Source organism: Dictyobacter vulcani, from assembly GCF_008974265.1.
GTDB classification, from domain to species: domain Bacteria; phylum Chloroflexota; class Ktedonobacteria; order Ktedonobacterales; family Ktedonobacteraceae; genus Dictyobacter; species Dictyobacter vulcani.
Window position 1 is genome coordinate 2694024 of record NZ_BKZW01000001.1, and the last position, 23928, is coordinate 2717951.

General features: G+C 50.9%; 22 protein-coding genes. All 22 read left to right on the forward strand.

Translation table 11 applies throughout. From position 1 onward, the window contains the following. Positions 1-152 precede the first annotated feature (152 nt). On the forward strand, positions 153-1952 hold the full coding sequence (locus KDW_RS11310) for an N-acetylmuramoyl-L-alanine amidase (protein WP_151756047.1): 1800 nt from the start codon (positions 153-155) through the stop codon (positions 1950-1952). Positions 1953-2061: 109 nt separating this feature from the next. Further along, the gene (locus KDW_RS11315; RefSeq protein ID WP_151756048.1) at positions 2062-3000 is read left to right on the forward strand and encodes a ribose-phosphate diphosphokinase; all 939 of its coding nucleotides are present in this window, start codon (positions 2062-2064) and stop codon (positions 2998-3000) included. Between the two features lie 640 nt (positions 3001-3640). Continuing rightward, entirely contained in the window at positions 3641-5062 is a 1422-nt protein-coding gene (gene der, locus KDW_RS11325; protein WP_151756050.1) for a ribosome biogenesis GTPase Der, read from the forward strand. 234 nt (positions 5063-5296) lie between these two features. Next, the gene (locus KDW_RS11330) at positions 5297-6181 is read left to right on the forward strand and encodes a PP2C family protein-serine/threonine phosphatase (protein WP_151756051.1); all 885 of its coding nucleotides are present in this window, start codon (positions 5297-5299) and stop codon (positions 6179-6181) included. A 32-nt stretch (positions 6182-6213) separates the two neighbouring features. Further along, a complete protein-coding gene (locus KDW_RS11335; RefSeq protein ID WP_151756052.1) occupies positions 6214-8319 on the forward strand; it encodes a protein kinase domain-containing protein in 2106 nt (701 codons plus the stop codon). Positions 8320-8332: 13 nt separating this feature from the next. After that, positions 8333-9490, forward strand: a complete 1158-nt coding sequence (locus tag KDW_RS11340) for a zinc ribbon domain-containing protein (RefSeq protein ID WP_151756053.1) — start codon at positions 8333-8335, stop codon at positions 9488-9490. Positions 9491-9516: 26 nt separating this feature from the next. Continuing rightward, positions 9517-10278: a PP2C family protein-serine/threonine phosphatase gene (locus tag KDW_RS11345; RefSeq protein WP_269822439.1), complete on the forward strand. Its 762-nt coding sequence runs from the start codon at positions 9517-9519 to the stop codon at positions 10276-10278. Between the two features lie 120 nt (positions 10279-10398). Then, positions 10399-11637: a vWA domain-containing protein gene (locus tag KDW_RS11350; RefSeq protein WP_151756055.1), complete on the forward strand. Its 1239-nt coding sequence runs from the start codon at positions 10399-10401 to the stop codon at positions 11635-11637. A 316-nt stretch (positions 11638-11953) separates the two neighbouring features. Continuing rightward, positions 11954-12640 carry a double zinc ribbon and FHA domain-containing protein gene (locus tag KDW_RS11355; RefSeq protein ID WP_151756056.1) on the forward strand — a complete coding sequence of 229 codons (687 nt, stop codon included), beginning with the start codon at positions 11954-11956 and terminating at the stop codon, positions 12638-12640. A 259-nt stretch (positions 12641-12899) separates the two neighbouring features. After that, complete coding sequence (rpmH, locus tag KDW_RS11360; protein ID WP_126596227.1) at positions 12900-13034, forward strand: 50S ribosomal protein L34; 135 nt, start codon at positions 12900-12902, stop codon at positions 13032-13034. An 18-nt stretch (positions 13035-13052) separates the two neighbouring features. Further along, positions 13053-13445 (forward strand): ribonuclease P protein component, encoded by a 393-nt coding sequence (gene rnpA, locus KDW_RS11365; protein WP_151756057.1) that lies wholly within the window; start codon positions 13053-13055, stop codon positions 13443-13445. Position 13446: 1 nt separating this feature from the next. Continuing rightward, positions 13447-13674 carry a membrane protein insertion efficiency factor YidD gene (gene yidD / locus KDW_RS11370; RefSeq protein ID WP_151756058.1) on the forward strand — a complete coding sequence of 76 codons (228 nt, stop codon included), beginning with the start codon at positions 13447-13449 and terminating at the stop codon, positions 13672-13674. Between the two features lie 24 nt (positions 13675-13698). Then, entirely contained in the window at positions 13699-14754 is a 1056-nt protein-coding gene (locus KDW_RS11375) for a YidC/Oxa1 family membrane protein insertase (protein WP_162005146.1), read from the forward strand. A 92-nt stretch (positions 14755-14846) separates the two neighbouring features. Beyond that, positions 14847-15776: an RNA-binding cell elongation regulator Jag/EloR gene (gene jag / locus KDW_RS11380; protein WP_151756060.1), complete on the forward strand. Its 930-nt coding sequence runs from the start codon at positions 14847-14849 to the stop codon at positions 15774-15776. Positions 15777-15971: 195 nt separating this feature from the next. Then, positions 15972-16094 (forward strand): hypothetical protein, encoded by a 123-nt coding sequence (locus KDW_RS34905; protein WP_269822440.1) that lies wholly within the window; start codon positions 15972-15974, stop codon positions 16092-16094. An 11-nt stretch (positions 16095-16105) separates the two neighbouring features. After that, a complete protein-coding gene (locus KDW_RS11385; protein WP_151756061.1) occupies positions 16106-16849 on the forward strand; it encodes a carbohydrate kinase family protein in 744 nt (247 codons plus the stop codon). Positions 16850-17196: 347 nt separating this feature from the next. Then, on the forward strand, positions 17197-18567 hold the full coding sequence (locus tag KDW_RS11390; protein ID WP_151756062.1) for a S53 family peptidase: 1371 nt from the start codon (positions 17197-17199) through the stop codon (positions 18565-18567). A gap of 154 nt (positions 18568-18721) precedes the next feature. Continuing rightward, entirely contained in the window at positions 18722-19840 is a 1119-nt protein-coding gene (gcvT, locus tag KDW_RS11395) for a glycine cleavage system aminomethyltransferase GcvT (protein WP_151756063.1), read from the forward strand. Between the two features lie 37 nt (positions 19841-19877). After that, positions 19878-20264, forward strand: a complete 387-nt coding sequence (gene gcvH, locus KDW_RS11400; RefSeq protein WP_151757341.1) for a glycine cleavage system protein GcvH — start codon at positions 19878-19880, stop codon at positions 20262-20264. A gap of 54 nt (positions 20265-20318) precedes the next feature. Beyond that, on the forward strand, positions 20319-20495 hold the full coding sequence (locus tag KDW_RS31670) for a hypothetical protein (RefSeq protein ID WP_162005147.1): 177 nt from the start codon (positions 20319-20321) through the stop codon (positions 20493-20495). 580 nt (positions 20496-21075) lie between these two features. Beyond that, positions 21076-22428, forward strand: coding sequence for an aminomethyl-transferring glycine dehydrogenase subunit GcvPA (gene gcvPA, locus KDW_RS11405; protein WP_151756064.1), 1353 nt, complete (start codon positions 21076-21078; stop codon positions 22426-22428). Continuing rightward, positions 22425-23912 carry an aminomethyl-transferring glycine dehydrogenase subunit GcvPB gene (gcvPB, locus tag KDW_RS11410; protein WP_151756065.1) on the forward strand — a complete coding sequence of 496 codons (1488 nt, stop codon included), beginning with the start codon at positions 22425-22427 and terminating at the stop codon, positions 23910-23912. Before gcvPA ends, gcvPB begins: the two co-directional genes overlap by 4 nt. Positions 23913-23928 lie beyond the last annotated feature (16 nt).

Consider the following 23928-nt stretch of genomic DNA (forward strand, 5'->3'; position numbering starts at 1 on the left):
CGATCCAGATATGGCTTCTCTGCATTCGCATTCATCTATCCTCCAGGAAATTGGCTCCGCTATAATTTTTTTGCGATTCTCATAATGGTAGTGTTAGTGCTTTTTTGTTCTCCAGATGTGATGCTGTGCAGTAGCAGAGAAAGAACTTCTTTATGCCCATACACTATCATTTCAAAACATATCGCTCTTCTCTTTTGTTTCTCCTGATTGTGATTCTGCTGATGAGTAGTGTTGGTAACGGTCTGTGGCCTCGTCCTATGCAGGCGGCTTATGCGATGAGTAGTATTGAGCAGGTTTTTGAGCAGTCCGCGCATGAGTTTGAGGTGCCCGCTCCAATTTTGAAGGCATTGTGTTATCTGGAAGGTCGCTTAAGTAATCATGGTGGTACTCCCAGCATTGATGATGGGTATGGTTGTATGCATCTGCTGGCGCATGGCAGTCAGGCCACCCTGGCTATGGCCGCAAAAGATTTAAAGGTCAGCCAGGAACTGTTGAAAACGGATCTAGCCACGAATATTCGTGGCGGTGCCGCTGTCTTGCGCGATGATATGCGGCTCGTTGCCGGTTCTTCTCGTTCTCTGGATTCCTGGTACACGGTGCTGGGCGTTTATAGTGGCGCTTCAACCCCTGATGTGGCGGAGATGTATGCGGATGCTGTCTATAAAATAGTGCAGCAGGGCTTTACTGCCACGGCCGATAATGGCGAGTTGATTCTTTTGCAGCCACAAAACGTGCGGCCAAAGGTCTTTGGACATAGTCCAATTGGTGCGCTGGCCAGACTACAGCCATGGCAGCCTGCGCTTCCCAAAGGGTGTGCCCATACCGGCAAAACGGATTATCCAGGTGCCATTAATTGTATTGTGAATGCGAAAAAATTTGATTGCAATCGTGTGCCCGATAAAGCTCCCTGCAACTATGAAGGTGCCAAACGGCCAAAAGAGTATCCGGTCACCTTTGTGGGTATCCATGATATTGAGGGGAGCGCTATGGATGCCCTCAATTATATGCACAATGTGAAAAGTACGATCAGTGTGCATTATATTGTGAGTAGTGATGGCACCGTCTATCAGACGCTGCATGATAATGATATCGGCTATCACTTTGGCAATTACTGGTATAATCAGCGCGCAGTTGGTATTGAGCACACTGGTTATGCCGCCACAGGCTACCAATGGTATAACGCGACCCAGTATCTGGCTTCGGCAAAATTAACGGCCTATCTGCTGAAGAAATATCATATCCCTCTTGATCGAGCACACGTTATCGGCCATGGATCCGTCCCGGCGCCAACGGTCGCATTGATGCCCAATCACGTCGATCCAGGACCTTACTGGCTCTGGGGCTATTATTTTAGTTTGATCAATGCCGCTGGCGTGGCCTATCCCCGCAATATGGGCATGAGCACAAAGATGATTACGGTCAGTTCTGAGAAGGGCCGTGTGCCGCTGGGAAGACATGGACGTGAGACGGCCAGTAACTATAATTTCTTTCCCCTCTATACCGGTCCCAGCACCCATTCAGCGCTGGCACCCCGCGCGGGTAATGATGCTACGGATGAAACGAATAATATTGAGGCTGGAATCAGCTATGCTTATACCAATTTTACCCTTGATAAGGCCGGCACTGGCCTGCGTATGTACCAGATCTGGTATGGCCTGGAGACACATCTGCGGGACAAGAAATCCAGCCATCGCAATAGTGCCCGTCAGGTCTGGCTGGCCCTCCCCGCTCGCTCAATCAATCGTGGTGGCACAGGTATGGTGGTCTTGCTCACCGACAATAGCAAGATCTATAGTCAACCAGGAACAGACGATAAATACCAGATTGGAGATGCCCCGAAAGGAGCCACCTTTGTTTCAGGCCTGAGTGTGCAGGATCATGACGATGATTGGTATGAAATCAACTATAATCATCGCCAGGCCTGGATATCTGAATCGTCGATCGATTTTTAAATAGGACTGCATTCAGTCCGGCCGCACCTTCATTCAACCGCTCAGTTGAGGAGAAAGCTATCACACCTGCTGGCAATGTGATATACTTTTTGCTACCAGGAGGTGCATTTTGGACGACTTGAGTATCTTCAGCGGGAACGCAAACCGTCCGCTCGCGGCAGCTATCTGTCGACATCTGCGCATCCCCTTGGGCGATGCAGATGTGTTTCAATTTAGCAATGAAAATATTTTTGTGAAGATTAACGAAAACGTACGTGGTCGTGATGTCTTTGTGATTCAACCGTTCAGTACGCCCGTCAATCGCTCAATTATGGAATTGCTGATCATGCTGGATGCCTTGAAACGCGCATCGGCGGCACGCATAACGGCGGTGATTCCGTATTATGCCTATGGACGGACCGACAAGAAAGACCAGCCGCGGGTTCCGATTACAGCGCGCTTGATCGCGGACTGTATTACCGTTGCGGGCGCTGACCGGGTCCTGACTATGGATATGCATGCCGGGCAGATCCAGGGCTTTTTTAATATTCCCGTTGATGAGTTGACCGCCCAGATCACGCAGGCACGCTATTTTGCGGAGAAGAATCTGCAAAATTTTAGTGTTGTCTCGGCGGATGAAGGTTTTGCTAAAAAAGCTCGCAAACTGGCGGACCGTCTGGATGCTCCCCTGGCTATTGTGGAGAAGCGCCGCCTGGGCAATAATGGTCTCACGGAAGCGATGGGCATTATTGGGAATGTTGAAGGTAAAAACGTTCTGATTGTCGATGATGAGATCGACACCGCTGGTTCGTTAACTCAGGCTGTACGTGTCGTCCAAGAGAATGGGGCACGCGATATATACTGTTGTGCAACCCATGGCATTTTCTCGGGATCGGCCATTGAACGTCTCAATAAGGCCTCGATCAAAGAGATCGTGATCACCGATTCCATTCCATCTCCTGACCAGGATGCGTTGCCTAACCTGACAGTACTGTCGGTCGCGGAACTGATCGCAGGTACTATCAGTCGTATCCACGATGGTCGCTCTGTATCTGAATTGTTCTGGTAGTGCTAAGGTAGCTGTATATTTGTTATAGAGAACGCTATTTTTCCTCTTTCGACCATGTGTATTGCTGATTCATGCTGTCTCGAACCGTAGCGGCAGGCCTCTCGCCTGCGATCTGTTCCGCGTATGAAGAGCTCCCGGTTCGCAACGGAAGCGCTTGCCGCTGCCCCTTCTCGACGTACGATCGGCACACGCCGCATGTTGGACATCATGGGGATGGCCCCAGGCACGTGGGTGATGACGTGGCTTGTCCGTACGTGCAACGGGGGCAACGGCACGCGCTTGCCTCTGCCCCTTCTCGACGTACGATCGTGTTGGACATCATGGGGATGGCCCCAGGCACGTGGGTGATGACGTGGCTTGTCCATACGTGCAACGGTGGCAACGGCAAGCGTGTGCCGTTGCGTGGTGGTTGCTTGTAGGTACGCCAACAGGTCGCAGCCGTGAAGGCTGCCGCTACGGGATAACGCACACAGGTGATACATGTTATAATAGCCACGCGAATCGCCGGCGCAAGGCGAGCTTGCATGGTCTAGTCTAAAAAAACAATCGTGTGAGCTTAGCTAGCCGCAATCAAGCGGCATTCACGATTTTGAAGCACATAAGATTTTTTTCTGCACCAGGAAAGGGTGGAGGGGCATTTATGAAGCCGCTTGTTGCTATTGTTGGCCGACCAAACGTCGGCAAATCCACATTTTTTAATCGTATGATTGGCGAGCGTCTCGCTATTGTTGAAGATATGCCGGGCACCACCCGTGATCGTCTGTATGGCGACACTGACTGGAATGGACGCGATTTTACTCTGATCGATACCGGTGGTCTGGAACTGGGCTCTGGTCTTCCAGTTGGTCATGTTGGCTTGAATGGGCAGCCAGGCGATCTGATGGACCATGTGATGTCACAGGCGCAGCTGGCTATTGATGAAGCCGATGTGATTGTGTTTATGGTGGATGCGCGCTCGGGTATTACTGCCGCCGATGAAGATGTGGCCCAGAAATTACGCCACACCAAGAAGCCGGTTATTATCGCCGCGAATAAAGCCGATAATAAAGATCGCCGCATGGATGCTGTGGAGTTCTATGCTCTTGGTCTGGGTGAGCCGATCGTGATCTCTTCTATCCAGGGTGTAGGAACCGGTGATCTGCTGGATCGCATTGTGGAAGAGTTGCCTCCGGCATCCGAGATGGAGGACGAGGAAGATGAAGATGTGATCCGCATCTCGATCGTTGGCCGTCCAAACGTGGGTAAATCCTCGTTGCTTAACGCGATCACCGGCTCTCAGCGCTCGATCGTCAGCAATGTTCCTGGCACGACCCGTGACGCGATTGATACCTCCTTTGAATTCGAAGGCAAGAAGATCCGTCTGGTGGATACCGCCGGTATTCGCCGTCGTGGTCGCATTGGTGCTGGCGTCGAAAAATATAGCGTGCTGCGTTCGGAGCGCGCGCTTGAGCGCAGTGATGTCTCGATCCTGATGCTCGATGCCACCGAAGGCCTGGCCGCGCAGGACACCCATATCGCGGGTGCCATCCATGAGAGCAGCAAGGGCGTGATCGTGGTTGTCAACAAATGGGACCTGGCCCAGGAGCAGCGTAAAGCTGAGCGCGAAGGCATCTTTGCCCATCCCGATGATGAGATCAATAGTGCCGATGAATATCGCGAGATCCTGGCTGAAGGACTCAAGTTTATTCCGTATGCGCCGATCCTGTTTGCCTCGGCCAAGACCGGCTATCACGTCAAATCGATTCTTGATGCCGCCGTTAAGATCGCAGAGATGCGCTACCTGCGCGTGCCAACCGCTCGCCTGAACGAGATCGTCCAGGATGCGACCCGCCGCCATAGTCCAACTGTGATTCGGCATAAGCCACTCAAGATTTTCTATGCTACCCAGGCGCGTGTCAATCCACCAACCTTCGTCTTTTTTGTCAACGACACCGAAGCCGTCCACTTCTCATACGAACGGTACCTGGAGAATCGACTGCGCGAAGCCTTTAGCTTCCGCGGAACCGCTATCCGCCTGCAATTCCGACCACGTTCAAAGAAAGAGCTGGACGAACGGCACTAACGCGTCTGATCACAGCTTTTCCATTGCCTCACCCCAACAGGAAAGCGTGCCGCTACAACCGTAGGGCTTTATATTGCGTATTAGTGATGTACACCTTTGAAGTGTACATCATATTCATGCAATAATTATAGAACTATGGTAGTTGGCATGCTGCAATTGTCACGAATACTCCTATATGCTATAGTGGACATGTAACGGACAGAGGAGTCTCCTGCTTGGGTGAGGTAATTTAATATGCATTTAAAACTAACTGCTGCTGATAAAACTGATGTTGGGAAACAACGTGATCAGAATGAGGATTATGCTTATAAACGTGTAGAATCTTCAGAAGATGGGGATCGTGGCTTATTCGTGGTTGCTGACGGCATGGGAGGCTATAAGGCAGGAGAGGTGGCGAGCAGATTAGCCGTAGAGACAATCAGTAAGGCATTAGATTTTTTCTTCAAACCTGTACATGATCAACCTACCATCAAATTGGAAAAATCAGCCCTTGATCCCAATAAAACCAATAAACTTAATTCTACCCCTGCAAATTCAGCCGCTAAGCAAAAGACCCAGAAATTGCCTGAGACGCAGGCCGTCTCTTTAATTGGAGATCAACTCGAGTCGGCCATACAGCAAGCCAATAAAGCTATTGTGGGTTATGGCGATAAAAAATCATCGGCTCGCGGTCTGGGTAGTACCGTCACTGCAGCATTAATTCAAAATAATCAGGCGTATATTGCCAACGTTGGAGACAGTCGTACGTATCTATTACGAGGAAACAGTTTAACCCCTGTCACCAGAGACCATTCGCTGGTCGCGCGCTTAGTCGAATCGAAGCAAATTGATCCTGAAGATGTCTATACCCATCCACAACGGAACTTGATTTATCGCTCATTGGGAGCAGGTCATAAACATGTGGAAGTAGATATATTTCATGAAGTGCTTCAACCTGGCGACAAGTTACTGTTATGTTCTGATGGATTATGGGAAATGATACGGCACCAGGATCTGCTCAAGGCGCTTGGAGAGCAGAATAGTCCGCAATTTATTTGCGACACACTAATCGACCTGGCAAATGCCAACGGAGGAGAAGACAACATCTCCGCGATTGTTGTGCATGTAAGTGCCCACTGACTATCCTGAGCGCATTTGGAGAAAATGTTTGTATGGCTCTCCCAATAGGTACTGTCCTTGACGGAAAATTTAAAATTGTGCAGATTCTTGGCGAAGGTGGTATGGGCACCGTCTATAAAGTTGAACAGATTGGAACCCCGCCAGGTACTCCTCCCTATTATTATGCCGTCAAAGAACTGCTCATTAGTCCCAACACAAGTGAAGAAGATCGCAAAGCGGCCATTGACCGCTTCAATAAAGAAATTGCCCTGTTAAGGGGATTAAAACATCCACGCATTGCCGCTTTGATGCTCCCTTTTCAGGAGCGAGGCAATTATTACTTTGTGATGGAATTTGTGCCTGGCCGCAGTCTGGAAAACATTTTAGAAACGACCAGAGGTCCATTACCAGAACAACAAGTAGTCAAATGGATGATCCAGGTCTGTGAAGCCCTGACCTATATTCATACTCGTAATCCACCCATCATTTTGCGAGATCTAAAGCCCGGTAATATCATGGTCTCACAGGATGATGAGGTGCAGTTGATCGACTTCGGCATTGCGCGCCGTTTTGATCCTAACAAACGCACCAACACCGAAAATCTCGGGACCATTTCTTATGCATCCCCCGAGCATTTAGGGTCGATTACCATGCCAGGTCAACGGCGTTCAGCCCAGAATCCAGGAAAGTTAGTGCAGACGGATGCGCGCTCAGACATCTATTCTCTGGGTGCAACGATGTATCACCTGCTGACTAATTATGAACCGGATCCCATTCAGACCCCACCACAGGGCAGTGTCCTGGCGAAAAATCCCCGTCTAAGAACAGTTCAATTGGGAAACAAAACCATTGCTCCTGTTGAACAGGTTATTATCAAAGCGATGCAGCAAGATCCTGCCCAGCGTTTTCAAAGTGCCGAAGCGATGCGTGTAGCCTTAATGCAATGTCTACCACAGGTCGCTGCTCCCAGTACGGTGCAAATTCCCGCACTCTCACCGAATTCAACTATTATTGTGCCGACTGGCATCGGCACCATAGCCTCTACGGGGGCCGCAGGAATCATTTGTCCCAAGTGCGGTTTTCAAAATCGGCCGGGAGCAAAATTTTGTAAACGTGATGGTCAGCCATTGGTGCAGGGCGCAACGATCGCGCCGCCCCAGATTCGTGCGCAACCCGTACGGGTTGGCGGAATTCAGGCGCGACCGGTGCAGCAACCGATCAAAGCTCGTCCAGTGCAACAGCCGCTGCAAGCGCGGCCGACACAATCCCAGTCGATCAAGGCCCGACCGGTGCAATCGAATGGGAGTATGCCAGCCCAACCCGTCCAGGCCATTCGTGCCCGCCCGGTGAGTACGCCGGCCGCCACTGATCCGATGGTTGCCTATCGTGCAGGCCTGCAGGCGCTGGCCAACCGCAACTATGTCGAAGCAATTCGCCAGTTCAAACTATCACAAAGCCAGGGCGCTTCGACCTATGATTCTCTCTACAATGTTGGGCGCGCCTATCGGCAATATGGACAATCAGTACGCGAGACCGATAAAAAGCTCTTTACCGAAAATATGAAGCATGCGGCAGAATACTTTGAGGAAGCCTTACGTGTAAAACCTGATGCTATGGATGCCCGTTTTCAACTAGGGATGTGTTATCGAGATCTGGCCCTGCATCCTTTAGCCATGGCGGCCTTCAAAAAAGCGCAGGCAGCCGCCCCGGATGATCCAGCCGTCTACTATCAACTGGGATTAGTTTCCTCTGAACAGGGCTTAACCAGTGAGGCGGTAGTGTACTTTAAACGAGGATTGGAGATCAACGCAGATCATGCGTTAATCTTAGTTGCACTGGGACGCATCTATATCGATATGAAGAACCAACTTCCCACTGCGATTACCATGCTGCGGCAGGCCACACAGATTGATCCCGCTTTATGGGAAGCCTGGTACGAACTGGGACGTGCCCATATGAAGGAAAAGGAATGGAACTATGCTTTAAGTGCCCTGCGTCGCGCACTGCAAGTCAATAGGCGTTCCGCTGCCATCTATAGCGCGATGGCCGTATGTTTTATCAATTTAAAAAAGAAATCGGATGCCCGGCAGATGGTGAACGAGGCACTGCAACGTGATCCAAAGAATGCTGAAGCTATCCGTGTACAAAAACAACTTTAGAAGGAGGGCAGGAATGCTCTGTCCGTTGTGTCATACACAAAATCGTGATAATGCCAAATTCTGCAAAGGTTGTGGCCAGCCATTGGCGGTTGAGGTGGTGGCTGAACAGCCAGAATCAGCAGAGCAGTCAACCACTGCTGATCAGGATCCGACACAGGGAACACCACCGCCTCCCTCCGCTGCTGAAAATGCTGCCCGGGTAGATACGGCACCTGCCCCGAATCAAGACGCTGCACCGGTTGAGACGGATGACTCTGCATCTTCCAGCCCGGAAGCTTCCGAGAAGCAGGAGGCTCATGATGAGCAGCGGGGTGCTGACGAGGAAGATGTCAGTCAGGCCCCGACACAGATTCTTACGCAGCAGCAGATGCTGGCTTTTCATGCCCGGCGCTGGCAACAGGAAACTGAACATGAGCATGAAGGGAGTGGTAGTTATGCTGATATCGCTGATGCCCCCACCATCCTGATGCGACCTGGCTCGACTCCTGATCAAGCGCCAACACAGGCAGAGACGATACCCGCACCTGCCAGAGCTTCTGATGAGTCTGTGAATGAGCACTCCGAGGCTACTGGCACAGAGCCGCCTGCTCCTCCACCTCTCGCCCGGACAGACGGCACGTCTTCTGCGGTAGACGGTGACGGGCAGACGGAACAGGAAGTGAATAACGAGGGTAGCAGTGCACATTCTGATAGCGCTGTCGTGCCCGATAAGGAGGAGAATGTGGAGCCAACCACAAACGAAGGCGAGATAGAAGCCACAACAAACGAGGAGAACCAGAACAGCGAAGCTACGGAGCAGCCCAATCCAACTCCCGCTCCCGGCTTAGAAGTTGGCAAGATCGTTGGTGGTCGCTATGAAGTCATGCAGGTAGAGAACGGCGCGGAGAACGAGCATACCTATATCGTCACCGACCGCCAGGGCTATCTGCATTGCTGGAACTGCGGTTCCGAGCAGAATGCGGAAGGAGACGAGTTCTGTATTGATTGTGGAGCGGAACTGCTCAATGCCTCGTATATTCTGCATGAGTATGCCGCATCTGGTCAGCAGGCAACGGAAGCACAGGTTCTGCAAGGTGCGATCGTCAATACGTTTGTCGAGGATGGCATAACATACGTTGTAGAGCAGCCACAGACGTCTCAGACGGCCTTCCCGAGGGTGTGCACCTGGTAGCGGCCTGTGACTCTGACGCGGGTGCTGTGCGTCGTAGTGAGCCCAACGAGGACAGTACGATGACGCTGGTATTAGAGCGCGTGCATGAATCGATTGCTTCACCGGCAGGAATTTTCGTCGTGGCCGATGGTATGGGTGGCCATGCCAATGGGCAGGGAGCGAGTCGCGCCACAATCGCTTTGATCGCCGAGCGCGTCACCCGCGAACTCTTACTGGCTCCTCTGCAGACCGAGAAATCCGGCGAAGAAGCGCCAAAGACAGACGACGAAACCTACAAAGAAATCCTGCGCGGCGCGGTTGAAGATGCCAATACAACACTCTGCCAGATCAATCAGAAAGACAAATCTGATATGGGTTCAACCCTGACTGGTTTTATGATTGTAGGGGATCATGCGTATATCTTCAACGTAGGGGATAGTCGTACGTATATGTTACGAGACGAAAAACTCTATCAATTGACGAACGATCACTCACTAGTTGGTCAACTGGTGGCAGGAGGACTCATCGAACCAGACGATGTTTACACGCATCCGCAGCGTAACCAGATTTTCCGCAGCATTGGTGATAAACAAAATGTGCAGGTTGATCTGTTCACCCAGCAGATCCACCCGGGGGATATCCTGTTAAGCTGCTCGGATGGTCTGTGGGAGATGATTCGCGATCCACAGATCGCAGAGATCCTCAATCATGCGCCAGATCCACAGTCGGCCTGCGCGCAATTGATAGAGACCGCCAATACGAATGGTGGAGAAGACAATGTCAGTGCAGTTGTCGTTTTTGTACGCTAACCACTGCGTTATCAATCCTGCTATCCGACATGGGTCTGGGCCTGAAGCGTCCCGCCATGTTGGCACCAGGATTTATGATATACTGGGGAGCCAGCCGAATGCGAAAGGAGCAGATGTAATATGCCCGGAGAGGTAACCCTGGCCCATCAGCTTGGAAAAGATTATATGCCCGTGACTGGTGGTAGCCAGCTTGCATATCTGTTATTAGAAGCCAAACCAACGGCTTTGATGGCACAGGTACGTATGCCATTGAACTTTGCCCTGGTGATTGACCATTCTGGTTCGATGAAAGGTGCGAAGCTGAGAAATATTCGTGAGGCGGTAAAGATGGTGATTGACCGTCTTGAGCCCACCGACTACATCTCAGTGGTCATTTTCGACGATTCCGCACAGGTGATTATTCCATCAATGCCTGCCAACGATAAACCAGGTATGAAGGCAGCCATTGATCGTATTCAGGATGCCGGTGGTACCACCATGTCCCTGGGTATGATTCAAGGATTAGGTGAGTTGCGCCGCTGGAATATTCCAAATGCGGTCAATCGCATGATCCTCTTGACGGATGGTGTCACGTACGGTGATACTGACCGTTGTCGTCAGCTGGCGCGCGATGCCGCTGCCTCTGGCATTTCGATTTATCCTCTGGGCATTGGCTCTGACTGGGATGAAGGATTGCTAGACGATGTTGGTCAATTGAGTGGTGGCGTGCCTGCCGAGTTTATTAAGACTCCAGCGGACGCTATGGCGCTCTTTGAGCAGCAAGTCCAGAGCGCTGTGGCTGTAGCGGTTCGCAATGCGACCGTGACCTTGCGTTTACCAGCCGGTGTCACACCACGGAAAGCGGTTAAAGTTTTACCGTTGATTCGTGAGGTGGAAGGTTCTGCCCTGTCAGATCGTCAGGTTGTGGTTAATCTGGGTGATCTGGAAAAGGATACCGCCCAGTCTGTGCTGATTGAGTTGATGATTGATCCACGACCAGCTGGACTGTTCCGTATTGCTCAGGCCGAGCTGACGTATGATGTGCCTATGGTTGGCTTAACCAGTGAGAAGATTCGCGAAGATATTAAAGTTACTTTCAGTAATGATGCTAATGAAACTTCGCAGGTCAATGCCCTGGTGATGAATTTCGCTGAAAAATCGAATGCTCAGCGCCTGGTGACACGTATTCTGGATGAGTATAAGCGCACTGGTAAAGCGACAACCAAGATCGCTCCCAATGTGACACGCGTGCTGGATGCTGAAACACTTTCTGCGATTGAACAGATCAATCAAGGTCAGCAAATTTCTCAAGAGCAAGTGAAATCAATTGGCAATAAGACACGCAAACTCACGCAACGATTAGATGATCTACTCCCGTAATATATGTGTACCCATTGGCATAGACTTCGTCTTTCGCCTTCAATGATCTTTAACTTTTAAAAAAAGGTATAAAAGCACCCTCCCGCCTGCGGCGGGAGATAAGGGAGAGGGGTTTCGGGGACTGTCATGCTCCCAGCATGCCTGCCCCGACCCCGGCAGGAGGGCCTCGCCGGCCTCCTGCACCTCCCAGCTTATACCCGCTTTATGTGTTTAAGATAATAAAAGGTGAAAGGATGCGTGAAAAGAGGCCTATGCCATCTAACTGAGCAAATTACACGGGTAGAATAAAAAATAAGGCAGAGGAAGGATAATTCTTATGTCGGTACGATGTTCTTTAGGTCATGAAAATCCAGATGGGTCTGCATTCTGTGACGAATGCGGTGAGCCAATGAATACTGCGGCACCTGATGCTACAGCTCAGGCGCAGGCACCTGCTGCAGCACCGGCTGCGGCAGCTCCCGCCAGCGCTCCCACTGGAGCTGAAGGGTCACAGACCTGCCCATCCTGTGGCGCGGTTAACCCTGCTGGTGAGGCATTCTGCTCGAACTGTGGTGTGAGCCTGCTGGGTGCACCTGCACCTGTGCCAGCGCCAGCCGCCGTCGAAGCACCAGCCGCCGACGCTGTTCCGCAAGATCAGCAGCAGCCAGCCGCCGCCGCGCCAGCCGCCGCACCAGGTGCATTACAGGCTCGCCTGGTCGTTGAGGCCGATAATCAGGAATTCGATCTGAGCGGGAAAGAGATCATCACCATTGGTCGTGAAGATCCCGTCAGCAACATTTATCCTGACGTTGACCTGACCCCTCATGGTGGTGAAGATGGCGGTGTCTCGCGCTTGCATGCCCGCATCTTTGTTGAGAATGGTCAATACCTGCTCGAGGACGAGAACAGCACGAACTTTACGTTCTTGAATCGTCAGCGTCTGGCTGGTAAGACACCAACACCATTGCACGACAATGATGAAGTTCGTCTGGGTCGTGTCCTCTTACGGTTCAAAACCCCGTAAGAAATTTTAACAAAACAGGACTTTTCGGTCTGCAATGCATGCAGAGGCGTCTGGCAAATATTCTGGTCTTGCCAGCGACATTGCCGCGCCTCTATCCCACTGGTTGCAGCGTTTTCAATGGTTGGTAGGGAGAGAAAAGCTTCACAGCCAGGCAACGATTTAGCAAAAGTCCTGCGTGAATCCTTCCGTAGAATTGACAGTATGACTGATACTCGCTATAATCTACGGGATATCTTGAGTGGAGGCTAAGAAAGGTCTTATGAAACGCACCTGGCAACCAAAACGCATTCCGCGTAAACGCGAACACGGTTTTATGAAACGTATGTCCACCCGCAATGGACGTCGTGTGCTCAAAGCTCGCCGCGCCAAAGGGCGCTGGAGCTTAACTGTCTAGTTATTACCTGACAAAAGAATGGCACTCAACCGTGCGTTACGCTTACGTAAGAATAGCGAATTCCAGCGAGTAAGGCAGCAGGGAGGCAGTATGTCATCCCGGCTGCTTATCCTCGCCTGGAAGCCTAATGATCAAGCCACACTGCGTGTTGGTTTTGTGGTAAGTAAACGCATCTCCAAGCGCGCAGTTCAGCGAAATTATATCAAGCGATTACTCTCAGAGGCGGTTCGGACCCTGATCAAGGATATTCCGCCAGGATGGGATATAGTTTTTAGTGCAAGAAATCAGATCATTGGTGTAAGCTTACCTGGATTAATCCAGGATGTATCTATATTGTTACGGCGAGCGCGACTTCTGGAAAACTCCCCGCAAGTGGAGAATAAAGAGTTGAATACACGCAAGGGTTTTTAATGTGAAATATATCGCACTGGTTTTGATTCGCATCTATCAGCGCACGCTGTCGGTAATCCTGCCCTCATCGTGTCGGTTCACCCCTTCATGTTCCCAATACGGATATGAGGCCATAGATCGTTTTGGCTTTTTCCGTGGCGGCTGGATGACAGTCAAACGTATTGGCCGATGCCAACCTTTTTATCACGGTGACCTCTATGATCCAGTTCCAGAACGTCTGAGTAACTAGATCAAGGAAGGCAGGAGAGTTCTTGTGGGCGAGATAGGTAATCTCTTTAATATAATTTTTACATTCCCCATTTTTAATGGTCTTATAGCTCTTTATCATCTGTTCGGTGATTTTGGTCTCTCAATTGTAGTGCTTACTCTGATCATCAAATTGATCCTCTTCCCATTAACGTTGCAGCAGCTTAAATCCACGAAAGCCACCCAGGCGCTGCAGCCACATATGAAAGAGATTCGTGAGAAATACGCCAAGGATCAGCAGGCGCAGGCAGCCGCACTGCAAACGCTATACAAAGAGTATGGTGTTAATCCACTGGCCGGTTGTTTGCCATTGCTCGTACAATTGCCAGTACTCTATGGTCTGTACTTTGCGCTCAGCAATGGTCTGAAAACCAACAAAGTCAGCGACATCAACGCACACCTCTATCCTTTTGTTCCGCATTTCACAAAATTCCCTAATCTGGGCCTGGATTGGTTTGCATGGCTTTCATTCTTGAATCCCATTCTGCACGTCAACTGGAGCTGGATTATGATGTTGAACGCGCCAGATCCATCACACGTTCTGCCGATTCTGGCAGGTCTGGCCACGTTTGTCTCCTTACGTATGTCACAGCCAAAGCCAGTTGTTACGAACGGTAAACCCGCTGCCGTAGATCCAACCCAGCAATCCATGAAGATGATGCAGTACATCATGCCATTCTTCACCGTGTTTATTGGTTGGAACTTTGCCGCAGGTCTGGCACTGTACTGGACCATCTCTTCCCTCTTCCAGGCGGTTCAACAGTACTTTGTTACTGGTTGGGGTGCGTTGTTGACCACACCATCGTTGAAAAAAGATGTTGTTACTCCAGCAGTAGCCACCAGCAATGCAAGCACGAATGGTAAAATTAATTCAACACCTACTCGCACGCAGAAGCCAACAGTGGTTGAGGGTACGACAGAGCCAGAGCGTGAAGGTGCAATCAGTTCAGAGATGCGCACTGTACCTAAAGCTAATGGTAATGGACCTTCCCAGTATACTCGTCGACAGCGTGGAGGCAGTGCATCTGCCCGCCGACGTAGTGGTTCGCAAAAAACTCGATAGTAGATCCGCGCGACAAAGCTACATTCGATCACCCTGTGCTGCTACGGGGTGATCGTGGACATAGATAAATTTTACAGGGAGGCACAGAAACAGTGGAAAGCATAGAGGCTAGTGGCAAAAGTGTTGATGAGGCAATTACGCAGGCGTTAGTACGGCTGGGTAAGCGCCGTGAAGAGGTGGATATCGCTGTTCTACAGGAGCCCAGTCGGGGAGCGTTTGGCCTGGGGAGCAAAGATGCTCGCGTACGCGTAACTGTTCGTTCCGGCGGCGCCAGCTCCAGTGTCCCTAGCGCTATTATTACTCCTGAATTAGCTGACGCTATTCTGGGCACAGGCGATATTGAAGTCCCTCTACCCGAAGAAGAAGAGGAACTCTATCAGGAAGAAGAAGAGGATGAGGAGGAGGATGATGAAGAGTATGAGGATGAAGAAGAATTAGCAGACGAAGACGATGAGGAGACGCCATTTATTGGTTCCTCTGAGTCATCACTTCAGCCTCTGGTTGAGCAGGTTGCTGCCGCGACTTCCGGCGATCGACTTCAGGATGTTGAGCATCCCTCACGCGAAGATGTCGAAATTACCGTAGACGTTTTGCAGCATATTTTACGCTACATGAACGTTCATGCAACTGTTCAGGTGCGCTCGACCAATCCTTTGACGCTGAATATTCGTGGCATCAATGAAAACCTGGGCCTCTTAATTGGACGCCGAGGTGAGACACTGGCCGCCTTACAATTACTGGTTAATTTAATTGTAAGTCATCGGACCAAGCATCGGATGCGGATTATTGTCGATGCTGAAAATTATCGCGAGCGCCGTGAAGAAAACTTACGTTCCCTGGCCATGCGTGTGGCACAGCAGGTCAGAAACTATCGTCGCTCCATCGCCTTAGAGGCTATGCCTCCGCATGAACGACGCATTGTGCATATTGCTTTGTCCGAGAGTAATGACATTAGCACCGAGAGTATCGGTGAGGGTGAAGAGCGCCGCGTGGTGATTTCCTTAAAGCGCCCTGCTCGTTAATTATGCTCGTGTTGTATCCCTGTTCTGTTTTACTCTTTCCCCAGCACCGTTAGTGCTTGCCTTGGAATGATGTCGGGAGGGTCTGCCAATGAAAGCTATCTGGTGGGCTTGCCCGGCATCAATGTCATTACAGTGCACTCATCATGTGGATGGTGAAGGATTCGCCACTGACCAACCTGCAAAGGACGAGTAGCTGTGTCTGTACAACCTGAATTTTTAACCCTGGGCCACGTTGCACGCGATGTGCAGGCTGATGGATCATTTGTGCTCGGGGCACCGTTACTTTTGCCGCCCTCACCGCCTATCATCTCGGATTAGCCGCAGGCGTAGTGACGCGCGCCGATGCTGAGGTGGCGGCACTCTTGCCAGCAGCTTTACCTGGTATTGCTCTCCATGTTGGCCCTTCTCCTCAAAGCACAACCTTTGCCAATCAATACCACGATGGTTTTCGTACCCAGTATTTATATGCCCGTGGTGCCGATATTGTCGAGCAGGATATTCCTGCTGAGTGGCGGGATAACGCAGGCATTGTCCTCTTTGGTCCTCTGGCCCAGGAAATGAGCCCGGCCATGATTACGCGTTTTCCGCGTCGTGCCCATACACTGCTGGCTGCTACCCCCCAGGGCTGGCTCAGACGCTGGGATGATACGGGCCGTGTCTGGCCTGCTCCCTGGCAGGATGCTGAACATATATTGCCAGGATTGGATGTATTGATCCTGAGCCATGATGATCTCTTGCCCTTTGCCGCAGGTAATCGCGCGGATGCCGACCTTCTGCTGGCACATTGGAGCCGCTATGTGTCGTTGCTGGTCGCTACAGATGGACGTCACGGGGCTACCCTCTTCCAGCACGGCAATCCCAGTCGCTTCCCTGCCTATAGCGCCCACGAGATCGACCCTACCGGGGCCGGTGATGTCTTTGCCGCAGCCTTCCTTACCCATCTCTACCGCCACCGAAATCCTGCCGAAGCCGTTGATTTCGCCAACTGCGTTGCAGCCTTCTCCATCGAACAACCCGGCATCACCGGTATTCCCACACTCGCTCAGGTCGAACAACGCCGCCAGACTCGCTAAGAATGTGCTGGAGCCACATGGCCGCCATGGTACTGTGTCTGTTGTCTCGCGCCACACGGCGCTCTCTTTTTTTTATGTTGTTGCCTCAGGGACGCATTGCGTCCCTGAGGCAACAACATAAAAAAAAGAAACATGGGCACTTTAGTGCCCGAGTGTGGCTCACCCTACGATCACGATAAGTGTTACACCCTTAACCCCAGCTCATAAAAACAGGTGCACCTTGCGTTGCCTGGAATTTGTGTTCTTTTTTTATACTGTATTCATAAAGAACATCATTATCTTTCTGCATTTTGCCATATTTGCTGGTAAAAGTGCAGAAGAAAAACAACGTTAGGAGCCTGGTTTACATGTCGGAACACAAAATCCTTTCCCGCCAAGCCTGCCTTTTCCTGGTCCTGGTCATCTTTCTGAATACAGCTTATACCCTGAACCGTTTCTCAGAAGTATCCGCAGACAGCGCCAGGCCTGCCTTTCATCAACACAAAGTTAATCACGATATTCAGTATAACTATCTGGGACGAACAGCTGATATCATCAGTGAATGCCAGCAAAAAATGGCCCCTAAGGTTTGTTATGGCCCGGAACAAATACGTAACGCGTACAATATAAAATCCTTACCAGGACAGAATATTACCGGAAAGGGGCGCACTATTGTCATTTCGAGCGCCTTTCAATCGCCCCAGTTGCGCCATGATCTGGCTACCTTTGATACTCTCTTCAACCTTCCTTCCACGCCTTTGACGATTGTTGCCCCGCAGGGAGTACCGGATTGGGATCCCAACAATAAGACACAGGCCATCTGGTCCGCTGAAACGGCGCTGGATGTCGAGTGGGCTCATGTGATCGCGCCTGATGCCGGGATTGTCGTGGTCGAGGGCAAAAGCGATAATGATAATGATATGGTTGCGGCCCTGCAATATGCTGTGGATAAAAATCTGGGTGATGTGATCTCGATGAGTTTCGGGGAAGGTGAAAATTGTCCCAAACCCGCGTGGTCACAGGCCTGGCATGCTGTCCTTAGCGCCGCCACGCAGAAGAATATGACCTTGATTGCAGCCTCCGGTGATAGCGGAGCAGCTCAAACAAGTTGTGATGATAAGTCCTGGCAGAAGATGGTTTCGACTCCCGCCTCAGATCCGCTGGTGACCAGTGTCGGTGGGACAACCCTTAATGCCGATCCAGTAACCGGTGCCTATCATAGTGAAACTGCCTGGAATGATGCGACAACCCAATCAGCCAGTGGGGGAGGATTCAGCTCTGCTATTTTAAGACCATCGTATCAGGTAGAGGCTGCCCTTCCTGACGCTGGACGCGGCGTGCCGGATGTTGCTTATAACAGCTCGATGGATCATGGCGTGCTCTGTATCTGGTCCGATGGGCCAGGAGGATCCAATGGCGTCTATCTCTTTGGTGGCACCAGCGCAGGAGCTCCACAGTGGGCGGCCATTGCGATTCTGGCAGATCAAGCCGCCAATAAGCGTCTTGGCTCTATCAATCCCCTCATTTACAAAATTGGTAAAAACCCATTATTATACCAGTTTGCATTTCATGACATCGTATCAGGAAACAATACCGTGAACCTGAGCGCCACCAGCAAGAGTCCGCAAACGGTGCAGGGATATGAAGCCCGTCCCGGTTGGGATGCTGCCACCGGTTGGGGTTCACCCAACGCAGGTATCCTGGTGCCTCTACTGGCGAAGTTAGCCAACGCCAAATAGATAGGTTTGGAGCAGGCGCTGCTTTATTGTGATCCCCAAAAAAATCTGATATAGTGAACGGGTACAAGTTTATTTTCTGCTTCCACAGCAAGTGCTGCCTGGCGGTGCAAGCTGGAGCAGGCATGTCTGTTGAAACGCACTGGAGTATTTGGGAATGACAACAAACGACAGCGCTGTCTTGCCACTGAAGCGAACTCCTCTTTATGAGCAACATCGTGCCCTGGGGGCGCGATTGGTGGAGTTTGGTGGTTGGGAGATGCCAGTACAGTATAGCGGGATCTTAAGTGAGCATCAGGCGGTTCGTACGCGAGCTGGCCTCTTTGATGTTTCGCATATGGGCGAGTTTAAAGTCGAGGGCGAGGATTCCCTGGCCTTTCTGCAATATCTGGTCCCGAATGATGTGTCCCGCCTTGCTATCCAACAGGCACTGTATACCCAACTGTGTCTACCCGATGGCAACGTCATCGACGATCTCTTGATCTATCATCTGGCGGAAAATCATTATATGCTGGTTGTGAATGCAGCCAATATCGATAAAGACTTCGCCTGGGTGCAGGAGCAAGCGCAGCGTTTCCAGCATGTTTCGATTACAAATCAATCGGATACTACTGCCCTGATTGCTTTACAGGGTCCACTGGCGCTCACTATTCTACAACCATTGACCAGAATTGCGTTAGAAGAGATCACGTATTATCATTTTGTGCCGGGAGAAGTCGCGGGCATTCATTGTCTTATTTCGCGCACCGGCTATACTGGCGAAGATGGTTTTGAGCTCTATTGTGCGTCCGCTGACGTGGCCCGACTGTGGGATGAGATTCTGGTGGCTGGCAAGCCACAGGGACTCTTACCCGCCGGACTTGGAGCCAGGGATACTTTGCGGTTAGAGGCTGGCCTCTGCCTGTATGGCCATGAATTGGATGAGCAGACCAATCCTCTGGAAGCCCGCCTGGGCTGGACGGTCAAGTTCAAGAAAGGTTCTTTCATCGGGAGCGATGTGCTCAAGCAAGTGAAAGAGCAAGGCCCCAAACGGTTACTGGTTGGTATTCAATTGTTAGAGCGTGGCGTGCCGCGTGGTGGCTATCCACTATATACAGGCGATCAACAGATTGGTCAATTAACCAGCGGCGCACCTGGTCCTACTGTACAGCAGAATATTGGCATGGGATATGTTGAGACCGCCCATGCGGTCACAGGTAACCAGATCCTGGTTGATATTCGTGGTAAACGTGTGCCTGCTCAGATCGTGGCATTACCTTTTTATAAGCGAAAATAATGGGTCCTAATGAAGGGAGAAATGAACGATGGCTAGCCTGAATCATCCTGGCGACCTGAAATATAGCAAAACTGATGAATGGGTGCGTGTTGAAGGGGACGAAGTGGTAATTGGTATTACTGATTACGCCCAGGATCAACTCGGAGATATCGTCTATGTGGAGTTGCCCTGGGAGAGCGGTGAAAATATTGCGTTCGAGGGTAAATTTGGCGATATCGAATCAGTTAAAGCTACCTCGGAGCTGATGTCGCCTTTAAGTGGCGATGTGATTGGTTCCAATGAAGAACTGAAAGAGCATCCTGAATATATCAATGACTATCCTTATGAAAAAGGTTGGATGGTGCGACTGAAGCTTTCGGATCCCAGCCAGCTTGATAATCTTTTGAACGCTGACCAATACCTGGAATATTTACAGGGTCGCTAAACAACCCCGCAACCGAACTTTTAAGCTCTCTCGCATATACGAGAGAGCCTTTTTTTGCCTCTGGCTGGACGTTCGAGCAGGCAGGCGCGTTGTTGGACGGGAACGGGTCAGCGCTGCGGTGGAACCTGCTCGGACGCGAAGAGGTTGCAGCGACCAGCGCCAATACATTTCGGTTATGGATGGAATGGCTACAATGGTGGCATGATCATGAAGCAACGCATGCAAAAATGATCAAGAGAGATACAAATGGTAGGTTCGACCTTTTGGGTCGATTGTCTCCCCCACACGAACGCATTGCCTAACATGGCATAGCTTGCTCATGGTCAAGCAAGGATAGTATGAAGGGAACCAATCGACCCAAAGGGTCGAACTACTTTCGTTCATCTCCTCTAGGGATCAAACCGTCCCTGGGCTTAAGCGAAACGTATTGGCGACCAGCGCTGCCGGTACGATGGTTTTGGATATGTAGCCTCGATATGCGATATAATAGTAGCAACCATGAAAGAACAATATAGAGCATGATTGTGTGCTGCGTTCTCAGGGCTATTGATGTATCGCGATGCCATGTGTGGAAAAACCAACTCTCTGTACCAGCTGAGACCTGGATAATCCGCTCACTTGTGCTGTCTTCCTCATGATTTTTGTCAACAGGTACGCCGCAAGAGGTAATCAAAAATAATCCATCATAGTAACGGAATGTGGCGGATTATGATTGTTTACTTTGGTTATATCGTAGTAGTTCCCTTTATACACCGATCCGAAATAAGTCGAACTGTGTGGGAGCTTCTAGACCCAAGGGAGAGTTGACTGAATGAGCTATGTGCCAAATACGCAAGAAGAGCAGCAGGCGATGCTGGAGAGTCTGGGTTTCTCTTCGCTAGACGATCTATTGACGCCTGTTCCTGCTGAGGTGCGTCTAAATGATCCTCTAGATCTGCCACCAGCCTTATCTGAACCGGACCTTAAGCGCCTGATGACGCGCATGGCCGCTAAAAATAGAAGTCTGGATACCACGATCTCTTTTCTCGGTGCCGGAACATATGACCGCGCCATTCCGAGTGTTGTGCCGCATTTGCAGAACCGTTCTGAATTTGTTACCTCGTATACACCCTATCAGCCAGAAGTCAGTCAGGGTATGTTGCAGGCGACCTATGAATTCCAGACGATGGTCTGCCAGGTGACTGGCATGGATATTGCGAATGCTTCGCTCTATGATGGCTCAACTGCTGTGGTTGAGGCGGCATTGATGGCGTTAGGACCTGGTGGTCGTGGCGAGATCGTTATTTCAGCCGGTGTCGATCCACAATATCGCCGTGTGCTCCAAACCTATTCCTTTGCACGTGGCTTTACCATCAAGGAAGTGGGACTGGAGAACGGTGTTACCTCCCAGCAAGATTTACAGGCCGCGATCAGTAAAAACACAGCGGCCGTGGTTATTCAGCAGCCGAATTTCTTTGGCAACGTTGAAGATGTCCGCGCCATTGAACCGATTGCTCACCAGGGTAAAACGTTATTTGTCTCAGTGATTACTGAGCCAGCCTCGCTGGGCGTGATCGCGCCTCCGGGAGATTATAACGTTGATATCGCGGTTGGCGAAATGATGAGCCTGGGCAATAATATGAGCTATGGTGCTCCTGCGCTTGGCTTTATGGCTACCAAACAAAAGTTTATGCGCCTCTTACCCGGTCGTCTGGTTGGTCAGACCGTTGAAGAAGGTGGCAAGAAACAGACCGGCTATGTGCTCACCTTGCAGACCCGCGAACAGCACATTCGCCGCGAGCGTGCTACTTCCAATATCTGTACCAATCAATCTCTACTCGCCGTTGGAGCTACTATTTTTATGGCGGCCGTTGGTAAACAGGGTTTCCGTGAAATGGGAGAACTTTGTTTACAAAAAGCCCACTACGCCTTCCGACAGATCACCGCTATCCCTGGCTTCAAGGCCGCATTTACAGGACCCTTCTTTGATGAATTTGTGATCACATGTCCTGTTTCTAATGCAAAATTAGAGCAGTTGTTTGAGCGGGCAGGCATTATCGGTGGTTATCCACTGGCCGAAAGCTATCCTGGCATGGATAATCAGATGCTCTTCTGTGTAACGGAGACGCGTACAAAAGAAGATATCGATACCCTTGTGAGCGTGTTGAAAGAGGTGCAGGCATGAGCGTAGAATCATTAATTTTTGAAAAAGGCGCACCGGGACGGCGTGCCGCGACCATGCCAGCCATGGATGTACCGACCGAGCTGCTGGAGGATCTGATTCCTGCCAGTCTGCTGCGTGAAAAGCCTGCGGCCCTGCCTGAGGTCAGTGAGATCGAGGTGGTGCGTCACTACACCCATCTCTCACAGCGCAACTTTGGCGTCGAGACCGGTTTTTATCCGCTCGGCTCCTGCACCATGAAATACAATCCCAAGATTAACGAAGACATGGCCGCCTTACCGGGCTTTGCCCATATTCATCCTTTGCAGCCTGTTCAGGACGCGCAAGGAGCGATCCAGCTTATGTTTGAGTTGGAGCGCTATCTGGCCGAGATCTCTAGCATGACCCGTGTGACCCTACAGCCATCGGCTGGTGCGCATGGTGAATTGACCGGATTGATGTTGATTAAAGCCTATCATCAGAGCAAGGGACAGGGACACCGTAATCTGGTCTTAATTCCGGACAACGCCCATGGCACCAATCCTGCCAGCGCGACTCTGGCTGATTATAAAGCTGTTGAAGTCCAGAGCGATGATACTACTGGTGGCATTGATATGGGACACCTCAAGACTCTCCTGGAGGCCCATGGAGACCATGTAGCTGCCATTATGTTAACTAATCCTAATACGCTGGGTCTTTTTGATGCCAATATCGCTGAGATTGGCCGTCAGATCCACGCGGTGGGTGGACAGCTCTATTATGATGGAGCCAACGCGAATGCCGTACTCGGTATCACCCGTCCTGGTGATATGGGTTTTGATGTCGTTCACTTTAACCTGCATAAAACCTGTAGCACACCGCATGGTGGTGGTGGTCCCGGTGCCGGACCAATTGGCGTCAAAGCGCACCTGGTTCCTTTCCTGCCAGGACCTCTGCCCGCCAAGAATGCTGAGGGCTATTATTGGGAAGATGCCGGTCCGCAATCGATCGGTAAGGTACGAGCCAACCTGGGCAACTTCGGGGGCCTGGTACGAGCCTATACCTATATCCGCTCCAATGGTCCAGATGGCTTGCGCCATGTCTCTGAGAGCGCGATCCTGAACGCCAACTACCTCAGACAAGGGCTCTCGTCGGATTATGAGATTGCTTATCCACATATTTGTCAGCATGAATTTGTGGCCACTGCACGCAAGCAGAAGGAAGAACACGGCGTAACCGCAACCGATATTGCCAAGCGTCTGCTCGACTATGGTATGTATGCACCAACCGTCTACTTTCCATTGATCGTGCCAGAAGCCATGATGATCGAGCCGACTGAGACCGAGACGCGGGAATCCCTCGACAGCTTTATCAGCGTGATGAAGACCATTGCCGAGGAAGCGCGTACCAATCCCGAAATCGTCAAGACGGCGCCCCATACCACCGTTATTGGCCGCTTAGATCAGGCGCTGGCCGCCCGCAAACCCAACCTGCGCTGGAATCCCGGCCAGGAAGTAACCCATTCATAAACAAAAAAGCCAGCTT

Coding starts and splice junctions, on each gene's coding strand:
- rnpA (WP_151756057.1), top strand. CDS start 13,053: ATGGCACTCAACCGTGCGTTACGCTTACGTAAGAATAGCGAATTCCAG.
- KDW_RS11355 (WP_151756056.1), top strand. CDS start 11,954: ATGTCGGTACGATGTTCTTTAGGTCATGAAAATCCAGATGGGTCTGCA.
- KDW_RS11390 (WP_151756062.1), top strand. CDS start 17,197: ATGTCGGAACACAAAATCCTTTCCCGCCAAGCCTGCCTTTTCCTGGTC.
- der (WP_151756050.1), top strand. CDS start 3,641: ATGAAGCCGCTTGTTGCTATTGTTGGCCGACCAAACGTCGGCAAATCC.
- KDW_RS11350 (WP_151756055.1), top strand. CDS start 10,399: ATGCCCGGAGAGGTAACCCTGGCCCATCAGCTTGGAAAAGATTATATG.
- rpmH (WP_126596227.1), top strand. CDS start 12,900: ATGAAACGCACCTGGCAACCAAAACGCATTCCGCGTAAACGCGAACAC.
- KDW_RS11330 (WP_151756051.1), top strand. CDS start 5,297: ATGCATTTAAAACTAACTGCTGCTGATAAAACTGATGTTGGGAAACAA.
- gcvPB (WP_151756065.1), top strand. CDS start 22,425: ATGAGCGTAGAATCATTAATTTTTGAAAAAGGCGCACCGGGACGGCGT.
- gcvPA (WP_151756064.1), top strand. CDS start 21,076: ATGAGCTATGTGCCAAATACGCAAGAAGAGCAGCAGGCGATGCTGGAG.
- gcvT (WP_151756063.1), top strand. CDS start 18,722: ATGACAACAAACGACAGCGCTGTCTTGCCACTGAAGCGAACTCCTCTT.
- KDW_RS11340 (WP_151756053.1), top strand. CDS start 8,333: ATGCTCTGTCCGTTGTGTCATACACAAAATCGTGATAATGCCAAATTC.
- KDW_RS11310 (WP_151756047.1), top strand. CDS start 153: ATGCCCATACACTATCATTTCAAAACATATCGCTCTTCTCTTTTGTTT.
- KDW_RS11335 (WP_151756052.1), top strand. CDS start 6,214: ATGGCTCTCCCAATAGGTACTGTCCTTGACGGAAAATTTAAAATTGTG.